This is a genomic window from Pedobacter sp. 01N310, from assembly GCF_056399805.1.
The window spans coordinates 109,230-123,293 of the sequence record NZ_JBFTSB010000004.1 but is presented as its reverse complement, the minus strand read 5'-3'; the positions used below and the strand labels follow the sequence as shown (position 1 = coordinate 123,293).

The following is a 14,064-nucleotide window of genomic DNA, read 5'->3' as shown; positions in this document are numbered from 1 at the left end:
CCGTAAATTTTATTTTTTATGATAATGAAGCCAGTATAGCTGATATTCTGTGAATTATGACGGCTTTATTCGTTATTCTTCTTGGGGTGCAAAAGTACTAAGAAAAAGACAAAATTTTGAGGTTAATTTTAAGGAGTTTTTAGATGATTTTTCTATTCATCCTTCACGCTAAACTTGTTTCAGCATCTACTAAAGATACTTACGCAGTCACCAATTCTTCGTAAATCTTCAGCATTTTACTGGAGATTAAATGAACACCATGGTCGTTTTCTACTGTTTTGCGGGCGTTCTCTCCTATTTCTACCCAACGTTTAGGGTTAATGATACACTGTAAAATCGACCGGTAAAATTCATCTGCAGAATCAGCAATTAAAATGTCATGGCCATGCCTGCAATTAATTCCTTCTGCGGCAGTAGTGGTCGCTATGATGCATTTTTTCATGGCCATACCTTCAATAATCTTCACCCGCATTCCAGTGCCAGAGATTAAAGGAACAATCATAATTGCCTTAGAGTTCATAAATTCAACCGCATCAAAAACCTCACCCTCTACAATCAGATTTTCTGAATCGTATTCGAAGAAATGTTTCTGCATGTTTTTTCCTGCAATATAAAAACGAAGGTCTTTATTTAGTTTTTCAATATCGGGCCAGATATCATCCAAAAACCATTCTAGTCCTTCCTGATTCGGTCGCCAGTCCATTGCACCTAAATGAAACAGTGTAGGAAAACTGGTTTTACTTTTATCTACTTTATATTTTTCTAAATCGATGGCAACCGGAAAAACCGACATCGGAATTTCGCAACCAAACATTAATATGCTTTGGCGATCGGGCTCAGAAATGGCAAAAATATGGTGGAAACGGTTAATCTGATCGGTTTCATATGCTTTAAGCCGCTGGGCTAAAAAAGCTAAATATTTACGCCTAATGAGAAACTTTTCAGAATGAGAAAGACGTTCCCAAAGGGTAAATTCGATATTGTGTGCCCTGTAAATGAGCTTGGCATTACTGTTTGCCTTAACCACATCCAGATAAGGAACAACAAAAAGCCCCTCAAATTGAATAATATCGAACACGTTTTCTCGTAAGAGATTTTCTAACTGTCGCGCAGCATCTTCGCTATAATAACGGGAAACGTTATAAGATTCGTTAGTGAAAATATTAAAAAATGCCGACCATACATTTACATCTGTATCTAAATCGTAAGTATGGTATTTAATCTGTTCGAAAATAGGATCGTAGATATCCTCGATGTCGATCCGTCCTTTTGAGGGGTTGAGGCTAAACAAAGTAATATCTGCGCCAAGTTGCAGCAAACCTTTTATGGTATTATAAACCACAATAGGATAACCACTATTTGGCGGGAAGGGAACCCGCTTAGTAATCAACAGTATTTTCACAATGTTGTGAAAATACGAAATTTTAGGCGTTTTTTGAAAACAGTTCTAACTGAGGGTCGCTCACATTGAAAGTTTTACGGTGAAAAGGTGATAACCCGATTTCGATTACAGCCTTACGGTGCGCAATAGTTGGGTATCCTTTATTCTGCTGCCAATTGTAATGCGGAAAATCGACGTGTAGATTGGTCATATATTCATCGCGGTGGGTTTTCGCCAGTATAGAAGCGGCAGCGATATTTAGATATTTACCATCGCCCTTTACAATGCAACTGTGTGGAATTTGCGGATAGGTTTTGAAGCGGTTGCCATCAATTACCAGGTATTGTGGTTGGGTATGTAATTTTTCAATCGCCCTGTGCATGGCCAAAAACGAAGCATTTAAAATATTGATCCGGTCTATCTCTTCATGATCACAAGAAGCTACGGCCCAAGCTAAAGCTTCCTGTTCTATTATAGGTCTCAGAGCGGCCCTTTGCTCATGCGATAACTGCTTAGAATCATTTAATCCTTCTAACACAAAACCTTTTGGCAATATTACCGCCGCGGCAAAAACAGGACCAGCGAGGCAACCTCTTCCAGCTTCATCACACCCGGCCTCTAATAATTCTTCCTGATAGCAGTTTAACAACATATTGCAAATTTACTGAAATAGAGATAGTAAGGAAATTATTTTGTTCAACATCTTATAAACATTAATTTTAAGGATAAACAATTCTAATGCACGCTATTAAACTTACTTTAGTTTTTTCTTTGATTTGCCTTGTAGGTTTTGCGCAAAAGAAAAAATACGATATCATGAAGCCACCGGTGGAACCGCCATCGAGAGCAGACTATGCTGTTTTAGAAAAACGCATGGCCTGCATCCATCGAAACACTTATTCACTTGGTGAAAGATTAAAATTTTTCCCGTTTAACCAATACAAAAAGGTAATGTTGATTTCTTTCGAACTACCTGAGCCAAGTGCAGAAATTAATATTGCTGGTAAAACTCAGCCTAAAAATCATAATGAGAAAGAATTCACCGTAGCTTTGTTGGCAAAAAAACAAAAACTAGATCAAACGAGAATCAAAGAAAATAGGATTTTGTCAGCATTGGAGATTGATAAACTAACTGACATCCTATATAATTTTGGCTATAAGTCTACTAAGAGCTATAAGGGATTACTGATAGGAGATGATGGATATAGCTGTTATAATCCCAGAAATGCAATTGTATTTTTAGATGAAAAAGGATTGATAGCAGAATATATTGAGATTTGTTTCGAATGCCATAGAAGAGAAGATAGCTCAGAAAAAATAAAGACAGGAGAATTTTGCACTGAAAAATACGACTTGATCAGAAAATATTTCTACACAGTTGGAATTAAATACGGAACAGGCAAAAATGCACATTAATTTTAGACTATGAAATATAACGAAACCTTAGCGCTTCGCGTTGCCGAACGTTTAATGCATATACAAGATGTAGAGGAAAAAGAAATGTTCAGTGGGCTTATTTTTATGGTGAACGGTAAAATGTGTATAGGTGTTTCTAAAAACAGCATGATGGTGAGACTCGACCCCAATACTTTAGAAAATTTATCCGATAAAGATGGCTGGCAGCAGATGGTTATGGGCGGTAGACCAATGAAGGGCTACGTTTCGGTATCAGAAGATGTTTTAGGCCGGAATGATGAATTGGATTTCTGGGTTAACCTTGCGCTGGCCTTCAATCCTTTTGCGAAAGCATCTAAAAAGAAATAGTCAAATAACTAGCCATTATCTCACTAGCCTTTAAAAACTAGCAAGAGCCATATTTTTTGATTAATTTTGTAGTTCTAATCAAATTTTATGAAAAAAGGGGCTGCTATAGCGGTATTTCTGCTATCGATTTCATTTACTGTTCTGGCTCAAGTTAAAAGAACTGCAACATCAACAGAAACTAAAGAAACAAATTCACAACAATTAAGGGTTCAGGCGCCAGAAGGGCATTATTGTGATTACTGTAAACTAAATTATCCCGAATCACATTTCCCTTGCATTATGAAATCCATCAAAGGCAAATTAGATGTAGCCACTGGCGAAGTAAGTTTCGTGACTGGGCAGCCTATTGGTGGTATTGTGGTTAAAGGAGGTAAAAATCCAGGAGACGATGCAATTACCCTCGTAACCAACTCAAATGGAGAGATAGAATTTAATAATGCCAGTGCAGGAAATTATAAATTTATCATTTTGGTACCTTCCACTAATCCCAAATCGCGGGTAGCGGGCACGCCAATCGGTGGAATAATTGTTAAAGGTGGTAAAAATCCCGGTGGGAGTTTAATTACTTTAATTACGAATGAAAACGGAGAAATCGAACTCAACAATCTTCCTGTAGGCACCTATAAATTCACAGCAATGGGAGCTTCTGCAACAGAGAAAAGTAATCCGTTATACAAATCGAGTTATTCGGAAAAGGTAAATCCGCTATATAAAAACTAAAATCGTTAAATTTAGTCCACCGTCCATTTTTTGGCACTATTATGGAATCTTTCAAATCTGTGCATCTTTAAATTGTTACACATTTAAAACACACATTATGAAACGTTTAAATTTAATATTGAGCCTTGCCTTTCTTTTGATTGGGGTTCAATTATTTGCCCAAACCAATAAGGAAACTACAATAAAAATTGTAGCGGATAAAAATTATACTTTTGTTGCCAATACCGCCATGCCGATGTCGAACAACGACATTAATAAAGTATTAGCAATGATGCCTGGTAGTCAGGGTGGTGGTTCTATAAACCTGACGGGTTCGCAATACGATGTTAAGGTTACCAAAGACAGTATTGTTGCTTATCTGCCTTATTTCGGAAGATCTTTTTCTGCTCCGATGGATCCTACTCAAGGTGGTATTAAATTTACCTCTAAAGATTTCACCTACACAGAATCGAAGAATAAAAAAGGATCTTACACCATCCAGATTAATACAAAGGATGTAAAAAGAGAAAACTATCGGTTTACCATTAATATTTCGACCAATGGTTATGCTTCATTAACAGCAAGCAGCATGAATAAACAACCCATTATTTTTAACGGTTACCTGGACGAGCCGAAGAAACAGGATTAAGAGCTTGTCATCCTGAGCCTGTCGAAGGACCTATCTAAATTCATATTAAGGCATTTCGACAAGCTCAATGTGATACATCGATAATTAAATTATTTCTTAACCAACTCGATCTGGAAAATATGTGGCCACTTTTTACCGGCTACAAAAAGTCTTTTGGTTGCTTTATCGTAAGCGATACCGTTTAGCACATTATTAGCCTTTGCATCTTCGGTTTTAAAATAATCAGCTGGCAATAGTCCGGATAAATCGATCTTGCTTTCAACGGCACCCGTTTCTGGATTAATGATCAGGATTTCATTCGTAGTGTACACGTTTGCATAAATTTTCCCATCAATAATTTCCAGTTCATTTAAATTTTGAATTGGGCCTTTATTATCAAAAACATCAATCGAACCAATTTTTTGATAGGTATCTTTATTCAGAAAAAAGACAGTATTTGAACCATCCGTATTCAATACTTTCTCGCCATCAAAAGCCAGGCCCCATCCTTCTCTGCCGGTAGTGTACGAAAATTCAGATAGTTTTTTAAAGGTAGCTTTATCATATACAAAGCCAACTTTTTCGCGATAAGTTAACTGGATAATTTTGCTTCCGATTACAGTTATGCCTTCTCCAAAATACTGTTTATCCAAATCTGCTTTTTGAAGGATTTTACCTGTCGATGGTTCCACTTTACGCAAACTGGAATGACCGTAATCGCCAGCACTTTCGTAAAAAAAGCCATCATGATATTCTAAGCCCTCTACATAAGAAGAGGTATCATGAGGCAAGGTTTTAATTACTTTATAGGTATATTCCGTTGGCGCCTGAGCTGCTAAAACATTAATATTAGAGGTTAAATCCTCAGATTTTCCAGCGCCGAATATTTTGGCTGTTACCAAATGGTTACCCAATTTCAAACCTTCAGTTTTAAGTTTGATGGCCGAAGTATCGGCTTTTGAAATCATTTTAACGGTATCGATCAAGTAAACTACGGAGTCTACTTTCTGTTCAGCGCCAAACTGTACTTTAACATCAAATTCATTTCCTGACGGCACATTAAGACCAGTCATCGGTGAAATAAAACTACGGTAGGTTGTGGTAGAATCGTCTTTACACGAACTTACAAATGCAAGCACGATTCCGGTAAATATGAAACTTTTAATGGGGTTAATCTTCAGGCCAAAACGCATCTTCAATATGGTTTAAATTATAATTTTTATTTTTTGTAAATGTAATTGCAATAATATCAAAACGGATATCATTTTGATGGTTCATTAATTCAATATAGGCATTAGCAGCCAATTCCATCTGTATTTGCTTGGCTTTGTGTACAAATTCTTCCGGTTCGCCAAAAGCAACCGAACTCCTGGATTTAACTTCTACAAAAACCATAATGCCGTTTTTATAAACAATTAAATCTACCTCGGCTTTACCATGGGTCCAGTTTTCATCTAAAATCTCATAACCCTGGTCTTCCAGATATTGCCTTGCAATATTTTCGCCTGCTTTACCTAAATCATTATGAAACGCCATATCTAATATTGATTTTTTTACTGGACGATCGTCATGATTGAAAAGCCGTCATTTCGAGCGAAGCGCAACGCAATCGAGAAATCTATTATAGATCTCTCTCCCGATTTAACGTCGGGACTACGCTTCAGTCGAGATGACGAAATCTCTACAGGACTCCTTGGCAAGTGTAATTTATTTAACAATAACAGAACCCAGGAACTTAGAAATCTCTCGCTCAACGCCTTTAATCACTCCATAACGCTGCATTAAAATCATTTGGTTATCCTCGTTCTTTTCCTCTTTAATTTCTTTCAACAGATTCATCAATATTTTTTCGACTTTACGCTTTTTAAGGTGAAAAATGCCACCTAAAATAGTCGCTTTTAAATTCATCGTTTCATCTTTAACATAGATAAGATGTTTATTTAACCAGTTCTCACTTAAAGCATATTCTGAGGTTGAAAGTGTAATGGCCAGATCGGCAATATCTCTATCCTCATGTTTAACAAAGTGGTTCGACGTGGGTAATCGGCCGTTGTCGATTTCTGATTTATAATAATCGATAATTCTTTTGCAAAGTGGATCATCAAATTCGACATCGCTCAGATTCTGCATGATGAATGAACCGATGTACATATCATCAATTTTATCCCAGTTTACAAGTTCGTGCCCGAAAGCCAGTAATAAGCGCACAATTTCTTTTTCCTGATGCTCATTTTCTTCTACAGGTGCTTCATGACCCATTGGGCCTGCGCTGTCATCCCATAAATCATCAGGTGGGCCAAGTGGCTCTGGTGCACCTGAAGAATATGGTTTCGGACTTGATGATGGATTTGCCCGCTGATTATTATCAAAGCTTTTTTTGAGCTTTGCCGAGCGCATTTTATTTAACTCACTCAGTAAAATATGCTCATCTATTTCGAGTAAACTACTACACTCCCTGATAAAAACGGAGGCCTTAATCGGGTCAGGGATTTTGGCAATACTTTCTACAATATCGCGGATAATGCCTGCTCTTTTAATCGGATCATTGCCCGCATCTTTAAGCAATACATTCGCCTTGTATAAAATAAAGTCTTTTCTATTCTGCTCGAGATAGGTTTTAAAAGCACCTGCCCCAACATGGTGCATATAAGAATCGGGATCGTGGCCATCGGGGAAGGAAACGATTTTCACGTTCAGTCCTTCTTCCAAAATCATATCCAAACCACGGAGGGAGGCTTTAATACCTGCAGCATCACCATCAAACAAAATGGTAATGTTCTGGGTAAAACGCCCGATCAGTTTAATCTGCTCTACGGTTAACGAAGTACCCGAAGAGGCTACTACGTTTTCTATTCCGGCCTGATGTACGGAAAGCACATCGGCATAACCTTCCGCCAGGTAACAGTTATCCAAATCGCGAATGGCTTTTTTGGCATGGAACAAACCATAAAGGACATTCGATTTGTGGTAAATTTCACTTTCTGGTGAATTTACATACTTAGGGACATTTTTATCGGTTTTTAAAGTCCTACCTCCAAAACCAATAATCCTGCCTGTAAAGTTGTGGATCGGAAACATTACCCGCCCGCGAAAGCGATCGTAAATTTTGCCGTTATCGTTTTTGATCGATAATCCGGTGGCTTCTAAAAACTCCAATTTATGTCCGGCGTTGATTGCGCTTTGAGTCATCGCATCCCATACATCCGGAGAATAACCCACCTCAAATTTTTTAAGGATGTCTTCCCTAAAGCCACGTTCTTTAAAATAACTTAAGCCGATGCCCTTTCCTTCATCTGTTTCCCAAAGCTGTTTTACAAAAAATGCAGCAGCGTACTGCGAAACGACATAAAGACTTTCTTTGGCACTTTGTGCTTCGGCATCTTGAGGGCTCAGTTCGGCTTCCTCAACTTCTATATTGTATTTATTGGCTAAAAATTTAAGTGCTTCGGGATATGAATATTTTTCATGATCCATAATAAAGCGCACTGAATCCCCCCCTTTACCACAGCCAAAACATTTKTAAATGCCTTTAGTTACGGATACGTGAAAGGAAGGTGTTTTTTCGCCATGGAAAGGGCAATTACCAATTAAACTGGTTCCGCGTTTTTTTAAGTGCACAAAATCCCCAACTACCTCCTCAATACGGGCGGTATCCATTATCTTATCTATCGTTTCGCGGTTTATCATATATTATTATTGTTCGTCATTGCGAGGAGGCACGACGAAGCAATCTTTTATGCTTTTATTTATTTTCAATTGGTTACCGTCAAACAGGAAAGATTGCTTCACTCCATCGCACAATCCCCTTCTTCAGTTCGCAATGACGATATATTTTTAATCTACAATGGTATAATATTTACCATTCTTTCACTATCTCCCATAAATCCTTCCATTCAGGACTCATGGATTCTATTAATTTTATCTTTTTTTTACGGCTTCCACCCTTAATTCTCTTTTCTTCTGCAATCGCTTCCTCTATCGAATCATAAGAACAAAAATAAACAAGTTTGTCCATGTTATATTTAGCCGAAAAAGATTTCGGATATACCTTGTCTCTATCCTCTTTTATCCTAAACATTAAATCTGAAGTAACTCCGACATATAATGTAGTATGAGTAAAATTAGTAATAATGTAAACTGTCCCTCCTCTTTCCATTATTATTTTGATCTGTTAAACTGGAAAGATTGCTTCACTCCATTGTACAATCCCCTTCTTCGCTTCGCAATGACGAATATCTATCTACTTCACCAAAGGCAATAACTGATCGGCAACCAATTTATTACCTGTTTCATTTAAGTGTACTCTATCAACAGTTAAAATGCCTTTTTCTTTATCCTCTGGATTATTTTTTGCCTCGTACTCTGCAAAAATTTTCCTTAAATCGCATACAGGAAGATTATTTTTTGCAGCCAATGTTCTAATACCTTCAGCATATTTATTCAAATCGGCATCTAGCTCATTCGTACCATCTTTTTTCTCACCAACAACTGATGGAGTAACCAATACCACTTTGCTGCCTACACCCTGAATTTTGTTGATCAGCGCCTGATAAAACTTTAAATATTTGTCATAATCGGTTCCGGTATGAGAAGATTGTTTATGCCAAACATCATTAATACCGACATAAATCACCACTAAATCGGGTTTCTTGTTGAGCACATCATCTTCTAAACGCAGGTATAAATCGTAAACCTTGTTGCCGCCAATTCCGGCTCCAATTATATCATATTTAGTAGAATCGAGCGATTTTTTGATCAGGGTTACATATCCGTTTTTAGAAACACCCTGTTGGGTAATCGAGTCGCCAAAGAAGATAATCCGTTTTGGTTTAAATGTCATTGATGTAAATGCAATTAAGCAAAAGCTTAGTAAAATACTCGTTTTAAATAATGTTTTCATTGTATAATTGGTTAGGTTATTTTTTATCGGTCTTTTTAAAATCCAGGTCCTGGAAATCGAAACTAAAATCGGTTAGCGGCGAAATCGCTTCTATTTTAAAACCATTGGCCGAAGCATTGTTATCTAAACTAAAATTAACAAAAGCATCGGCATCTAAACTTCTATCGTACCATTTTACAATAAAGGTATTTCCTTTGTAGTAAGTCATGTCGCCTTTCAATTTTGGAGCGTTTTTAGCCTGAAAATGCATCTTGCCGTTCACCTCACTAATGGTTACATCGCCAAACCAGGCATCATGAAAAATGCCATAATAATGTTTAACATCTGGCTTTGCGACCGACAGTTTTTGCTGAGCCGCAATATCGTTCCAAACTTTGCTTACCATCTCGTCAGCCTGTTTTTCGTTTCTGAGCCTGTTATCGTTATAGGTTTTAATCCTGTCCTGTCCTCTAATACCAAGATAACCATCTTTAATCGAATTGGTGATCGAATTAAAAGCAGCACCAGATTGCTGATTGGTTAATACAATAATGCCCAATTTCATCTCTGGAATGATCGTTACCTGTGTTACAATCCCTGACAGACCGCCTGTGTGTGTTGCCTGAAAATTGCCATTTACATTACTCAAAAACCAACCTAGGCCATAACTACTAAAAGCAGCTGGATTACCTCCTGCAATAATGGTCTGCGGCGTCCAAAGTTCTCTTGCCACAGCAGGACTGAATAATTTCTTGTCAAGAGTTTCGCCATATTTGCCGCCATTGATCATGGCCATTACCCATTTGCTCATATCGGTAACGTTCGAATAAATTCCACCAGCAGCATTTGCGATCTCTCCGAAGCTTAGTCCTACAGGAAGCAGTTTACCTTCGTAAGGGGCATGGCCATCAATTACATTCGATTTGTCTTTTAAGCGGTACCACGAAGCTGCCGTTTTGGTCATGCCTAATGGTTTAATGATCCTGCTTTCAATAAAATCTTCGTAAGTAATTCCTGAAACCCTTGCTACCACATCGCCAGCAACAATATACATCAGGTTGTCGTAATCGTATTTGGTACGGAAAGAGGAAACCGGCTTTAAATAACGCAGGTTATGGATCAATTGCTTTTTATCAACGGTTGAAGAATCTGGCCAGATCATTAAATCGCCCGCACCTAAACCCAAACCGCTGCGGTGCGTGAGCAAATCGCGGATAGTAAATTCGCTGGTTACGTAGGCATCGTACATTTTAAACTCCGGAATTACATCGGTAACTTTAGTATCCCAGGTGATTTTCTTTTCATCAACCAACATACCCAATGCCGCAGCCGTGAATGCTTTTGTATTTGATGCCACACCAAAAAGGGTATTCTCATCAACCTTTTTATTGGTTTTGATGGAACTTACCCCATAACCTTTTAAATGGATTATTTTACCGTCTTTAATTACAGAAACTGCAATTCCGGGAACATTAAAGGTGGTGAGTGTTTTTTCTACAACACTATCGATCTGTTTTGAAGTGAGCACCTGTGCATGTACATGAAGGCCCAAAAACAGTGATAAAGCTAATGATATTTTAAATTTTAACGGGGAAAGGAATTGCATATTTATTGGTTTAAATAATCGTTTAAAGATAATAACCTGAGTTCGATTAATATTTATCATGATGATTAATTTTTACTCTTTACCCCAATGCGATCGTCGTCCTGAATTTATTTTACAAGTAGAAATAGTGTTTTCAATTGTCTTGTAGCTACTACGCGGTCAGCATCTTTCATGCAAAATAGACCCTGAAATGAATTCAGGGTGACGGCTCTCTAGAAAGACATATTATTAAATCCTTATTTGCCCTTTTCGAGTTTATAATCTTTGTGTACGATTAAAAAACTAGCCCGTTCTTCCTTTTTGAAAGGATAATCCCAGTTACCCTGGTAGGTAATTTTGGTTGGTAATTTATCGTCTCCGAAATAGCCCATTTCTATATTCATCTGCACATCAAAATCGAACAGCATATTGCTGTATTTCATATCTACATAACGCCCCAGAATATTGAAATTTCTTTTATCGAAAATGGTAACCAGTTCCTTGATCATGATGCCATCTTTTGTCCAGCTGCTTAAATCGGGTTTAACTGAAACCTTAAAACGATAAACCGGAATAGAATCAAGATAGGTACCGCTGGTGAAACCATAATCATAATACTGGCGCATATTGGCTGAAAATATTTCGGTTTTACTGCCAATAAAAGGAACTTTTACCGGACGGCCAGGATTAAAGATTAATGTTTTGAGTTTGTCTTTATAACTTTCATTTGTTCCGCCCTTTCCGTCAGGTTTGGGTGCATTGGGTACAAAATCGGTGTTATAGGCATTCATAAAAATGTAATCGAACATCTCTACGGTATAAAGTTGGTATTTGCCATTTTTCTTATAAATTTTCCCGGTATCCTGTTTTACCAGATACTCCATTTTATAAGGACCGCTATTGTTATGTCTTATTTTACGGTAAATTTTTCCATCAACCTTGTTCTTTTTATCGTAACTGTAAATCCTGTTTTCGGCAATGAAAGAATAACGTTTCATATCCCTAAACGATTGATAAAAGGAAGTATCGTACATCACCTTTCTGATAAATGTCTCTACATTCAATTTTTCGGCCTTGATATTTACTGCAGAATCGAGCGTAATGGTTTTAATTGTATCAGGATTAAAGCGGTTGATTTCCTGAGCGAAACCTGTGTAAAAGAGCGACGTTAACAATAATAACAAAAATACTTTTTTCATGGAAGGTAGATGTAAAAGGTAAAATGGATAATGTATCATGAAAGATGTAAAACGGGAGAAAGATTAATTCCGTCCATCTTACATCCTCCACCTTATCATTAATTCCCTAATTGTTTTAAAGCAATATAGGCCATTAATCCTGTTGATATTTTCAAGGCATCTTCATCAATATCAAATCTTGGTGTATGTACTGAATATTGCGTGTCTTTTGCGGCATTCCCAGTACCTAAACGATAAAAACAGGCATCTGTTACCTGCGAGTAGAAAGAAAAATCTTCGGCAGCCATCCAGATATCTAAATCAACCACATTGTCTTTCCCCAAAAATTCTTCGGCAAAAGCCTTTGCATTTGCTGTTAATTTTTCTTCGTTAATTAAAAATGGATAACCTCTATGGATATCAAAATCGCAACTTCCCCCCATACTTTCGGCAATTCCTTCAGCCATTTTTTTCATGCGTTTATGTGCTTCATCTCTCCAGCCCTCATCTAAGGTTCTAAACGTACCCTCGATTTTTACCTCATTCGGGATAATGTTAGTTGCTCCATTGGCATTTACCTTACCAAAAGATAAAACCGATGGTGTACGTGGATCGGCATTGCGACTAACAATCTGTTGCAAAGCAATAATGATATGCGATGCAATTAAAACCGGATCGATATTTTGGTGAGGCTGCGCACCATGACCACCTTTCCCGGTTACAGTAACATATAATTCATCTGTTGAGGCCATGTAAATACCTGAACGGAAACCTACTTTACCGGCATCAATTAACGGCATTACATGCTGACCAACAATATAATCCGGTTTTGGATTCTCCAATACACCTTCTTTAATCATGATACTTGCTCCGCCTGGCAACAACTCCTCTGCGGGCTGGAAGATCAATTTGATGGTTCCACCGAATTCATCTTTCATTTGGTTTAGGATATGAGCTGTTCCTAAAAGTGACGAAGTGTGAACATCGTGTCCGCAGGCATGCATTACGCCATGGTTTTTAGAACGGTAAGGTTTGTCGTTTGCTTCGTGAATAGGTAATGCATCCATATCGGCACGTAAAGCAATTACTTTATCAGATGGCTGGTTACCCTTAATTAAACCTACCACACCGGTATTGGCACAATCGGTATATTCAATTCCCCATTTTTTTAATTTATCCTTGATGAACAATGAAGTTTCGAATTCTTTGAAAGATAATTCAGGATTGGCATGGATATGTTGACGATAGCCTACTACATCGTTAAAAATGTTCGCGGCTAGTTCTTGGATTTTATTTTTGATCATTACTTGTTGTGGTATCTAAACTTGGTGCATTAATTTTTTCCCTAAAAATAAACAGTGTCGGGAAGTTTGGTCTGAGTTCGTTTATGAGGCGCTGCGCTTCTAAGCGTGTTCTAAAATCGCCCACTCGAACGTAATAGTTAGGTTCTTTATAAACGAGGTAGGTATTATATTTAGGATAAAGTCCTTTAAACCTTGCCTGTTCGTTAAAAACTTCGCGCCGGTCTGACCCATAGAAAATCTGTACGCGGTAACCGTAAGCCGAAACAATGGGTTTACCCGGTTTTACCTCTCCAGAAGTTTTATAAACTGCCAAACGTTTGGCAATTAAACTATCAATTAAGGGATCTTTTATAACCGTAACCTCTCCTTTTTGTGCAAAAGCAGTGGTAAAAAGGAACAAACAGCCTATAAAAGTTAATATTGTTTTCATGTGTAAAAGACCTTGGCATTTAGTGAGCAGATGAATAAAATATCATCTCATTTCTTCTTAACAACAAGAATGCCGAAATCGTTGCAAAAATCGGCATTCTTTATGGGTTAAACAAATAGTTTAGCCAGTGGTTATTTTGAGCAGGTAGTTAATATAGATTTTTGTCGTGGATATGAGGATATAAAGATTTGATTTATTACGGTCGTCACCCTGAAT

At 37.5% G+C, this 14,064-nt stretch carries 15 protein-coding genes; 4 read left to right on the top strand and 11 right to left on the bottom strand.

The features are described from left to right. Positions 1–199: 199 nt before the first annotated feature. The gene (locus tag AC1DNH_RS10480; protein WP_477625367.1) at positions 200–1,402 is read right to left on the bottom strand and encodes a glycosyltransferase family 4 protein; all 1,203 of its coding nucleotides are present in this window, start codon (positions 1,400–1,402) and stop codon (positions 200–202) included. Between the two features lie 22 nt (positions 1,403–1,424). Continuing rightward, complete coding sequence (locus tag AC1DNH_RS10475) at positions 1,425–2,033, bottom strand: ribonuclease HII (RefSeq protein ID WP_477585327.1); 609 nt, start codon at positions 2,031–2,033, stop codon at positions 1,425–1,427. An 86-nt stretch (positions 2,034–2,119) separates the two neighbouring features. On the opposite strand from AC1DNH_RS10475, the gene AC1DNH_RS10470 reads away from it, so the two are divergent. From AC1DNH_RS10470 to AC1DNH_RS10455, 4 genes are all read left to right on the top strand, one after another. Next, positions 2,120–2,797: a hypothetical protein gene (locus AC1DNH_RS10470; protein WP_477585329.1), complete on the top strand. Its 678-nt coding sequence runs from the start codon at positions 2,120–2,122 to the stop codon at positions 2,795–2,797. Positions 2,798–2,806: 9 nt separating this feature from the next. Further along, positions 2,807–3,145: a TfoX/Sxy family protein gene (locus tag AC1DNH_RS10465; protein WP_131028013.1), complete on the top strand. Its 339-nt coding sequence runs from the start codon at positions 2,807–2,809 to the stop codon at positions 3,143–3,145. 87 nt (positions 3,146–3,232) lie between these two features. Continuing rightward, on the top strand, positions 3,233–3,865 hold the full coding sequence (locus AC1DNH_RS10460; protein WP_477608550.1) for a hypothetical protein: 633 nt from the start codon (positions 3,233–3,235) through the stop codon (positions 3,863–3,865). Positions 3,866–3,962: 97 nt separating this feature from the next. Then, complete coding sequence (locus AC1DNH_RS10455) at positions 3,963–4,493, top strand: DUF4251 domain-containing protein (protein ID WP_477585038.1); 531 nt, start codon at positions 3,963–3,965, stop codon at positions 4,491–4,493. 89 nt (positions 4,494–4,582) lie between these two features. On the opposite strand, the gene AC1DNH_RS10450 is transcribed toward AC1DNH_RS10455, so the two are convergent. The 9 genes from AC1DNH_RS10450 to AC1DNH_RS10410 form a co-directional block, all read right to left on the bottom strand. Continuing rightward, positions 4,583–5,665 carry a glutaminyl-peptide cyclotransferase gene (locus tag AC1DNH_RS10450; RefSeq protein WP_477585037.1) on the bottom strand — a complete coding sequence of 361 codons (1,083 nt, stop codon included), beginning with the start codon at positions 5,663–5,665 and terminating at the stop codon, positions 4,583–4,585. After that, complete coding sequence (locus AC1DNH_RS10445; protein WP_230142137.1) at positions 5,643–6,008, bottom strand: YraN family protein; 366 nt, start codon at positions 6,006–6,008, stop codon at positions 5,643–5,645. Before AC1DNH_RS10445 ends, AC1DNH_RS10450 begins: the two co-directional genes overlap by 23 nt. A 171-nt stretch (positions 6,009–6,179) precedes the next feature. Continuing rightward, the gene (gene dnaG, locus AC1DNH_RS10440; RefSeq protein WP_477625366.1) at positions 6,180–8,159 is read right to left on the bottom strand and encodes a DNA primase; all 1,980 of its coding nucleotides are present in this window, start codon (positions 8,157–8,159) and stop codon (positions 6,180–6,182) included. 169 nt (positions 8,160–8,328) lie between these two features. Next, positions 8,329–8,628 carry a GIY-YIG nuclease family protein gene (locus AC1DNH_RS10435; RefSeq protein WP_477581213.1) on the bottom strand — a complete coding sequence of 100 codons (300 nt, stop codon included), beginning with the start codon at positions 8,626–8,628 and terminating at the stop codon, positions 8,329–8,331. A gap of 84 nt (positions 8,629–8,712) precedes the next feature. Further along, complete coding sequence (locus AC1DNH_RS10430) at positions 8,713–9,372, bottom strand: SGNH/GDSL hydrolase family protein (protein WP_477581215.1); 660 nt, start codon at positions 9,370–9,372, stop codon at positions 8,713–8,715. 16 nt (positions 9,373–9,388) lie between these two features. Beyond that, positions 9,389–10,957 (bottom strand): serine hydrolase, encoded by a 1,569-nt coding sequence (locus AC1DNH_RS10425; protein WP_477581217.1) that lies wholly within the window; start codon positions 10,955–10,957, stop codon positions 9,389–9,391. A 236-nt stretch (positions 10,958–11,193) separates the two neighbouring features. Next, positions 11,194–12,135 carry a hypothetical protein gene (locus AC1DNH_RS10420; RefSeq protein WP_477581218.1) on the bottom strand — a complete coding sequence of 314 codons (942 nt, stop codon included), beginning with the start codon at positions 12,133–12,135 and terminating at the stop codon, positions 11,194–11,196. A gap of 98 nt (positions 12,136–12,233) precedes the next feature. Then, on the bottom strand, positions 12,234–13,418 hold the full coding sequence (locus AC1DNH_RS10415; protein ID WP_477581220.1) for a M20 metallopeptidase family protein: 1,185 nt from the start codon (positions 13,416–13,418) through the stop codon (positions 12,234–12,236). After that, on the bottom strand, positions 13,405–13,848 hold the full coding sequence (locus AC1DNH_RS10410; RefSeq protein WP_215130087.1) for an SPOR domain-containing protein: 444 nt from the start codon (positions 13,846–13,848) through the stop codon (positions 13,405–13,407). The genes AC1DNH_RS10415 and AC1DNH_RS10410 overlap by 14 nt, the downstream gene beginning before the upstream one ends. Positions 13,849–14,064 lie beyond the last annotated feature (216 nt).

Bases quoted from the DNA above. Each gene is read 5' to 3' on its own strand.
- AC1DNH_RS10445 (WP_230142137.1), bottom strand. From the start codon at position 6,008: ATGGCGTTTCATAATGATTTAGGTAAAGCAGGCGAAAATATTGCAAGG.
- AC1DNH_RS10460 (WP_477608550.1), top strand. From the start codon at position 3,233: ATGAAAAAAGGGGCTGCTATAGCGGTATTTCTGCTATCGATTTCATTT.
- AC1DNH_RS10430 (WP_477581215.1), bottom strand. From the start codon at position 9,372: ATGAAAACATTATTTAAAACGAGTATTTTACTAAGCTTTTGCTTAATT.
- AC1DNH_RS10415 (WP_477581220.1), bottom strand. From the start codon at position 13,418: ATGATCAAAAATAAAATCCAAGAACTAGCCGCGAACATTTTTAACGAT.
- AC1DNH_RS10465 (WP_131028013.1), top strand. From the start codon at position 2,807: ATGAAATATAACGAAACCTTAGCGCTTCGCGTTGCCGAACGTTTAATG.
- AC1DNH_RS10450 (WP_477585037.1), bottom strand. From the start codon at position 5,665: ATGCGTTTTGGCCTGAAGATTAACCCCATTAAAAGTTTCATATTTACC.
- AC1DNH_RS10410 (WP_215130087.1), bottom strand. From the start codon at position 13,848: ATGAAAACAATATTAACTTTTATAGGCTGTTTGTTCCTTTTTACCACT.
- AC1DNH_RS10470 (WP_477585329.1), top strand. From the start codon at position 2,120: ATGCACGCTATTAAACTTACTTTAGTTTTTTCTTTGATTTGCCTTGTA.
- AC1DNH_RS10455 (WP_477585038.1), top strand. From the start codon at position 3,963: ATGAAACGTTTAAATTTAATATTGAGCCTTGCCTTTCTTTTGATTGGG.
- AC1DNH_RS10425 (WP_477581217.1), bottom strand. From the start codon at position 10,957: ATGCAATTCCTTTCCCCGTTAAAATTTAAAATATCATTAGCTTTATCA.
- AC1DNH_RS10475 (WP_477585327.1), bottom strand. From the start codon at position 2,033: ATGTTGTTAAACTGCTATCAGGAAGAATTATTAGAGGCCGGGTGTGAT.
- AC1DNH_RS10420 (WP_477581218.1), bottom strand. From the start codon at position 12,135: ATGAAAAAAGTATTTTTGTTATTATTGTTAACGTCGCTCTTTTACACA.
- AC1DNH_RS10435 (WP_477581213.1), bottom strand. From the start codon at position 8,628: ATGGAAAGAGGAGGGACAGTTTACATTATTACTAATTTTACTCATACT.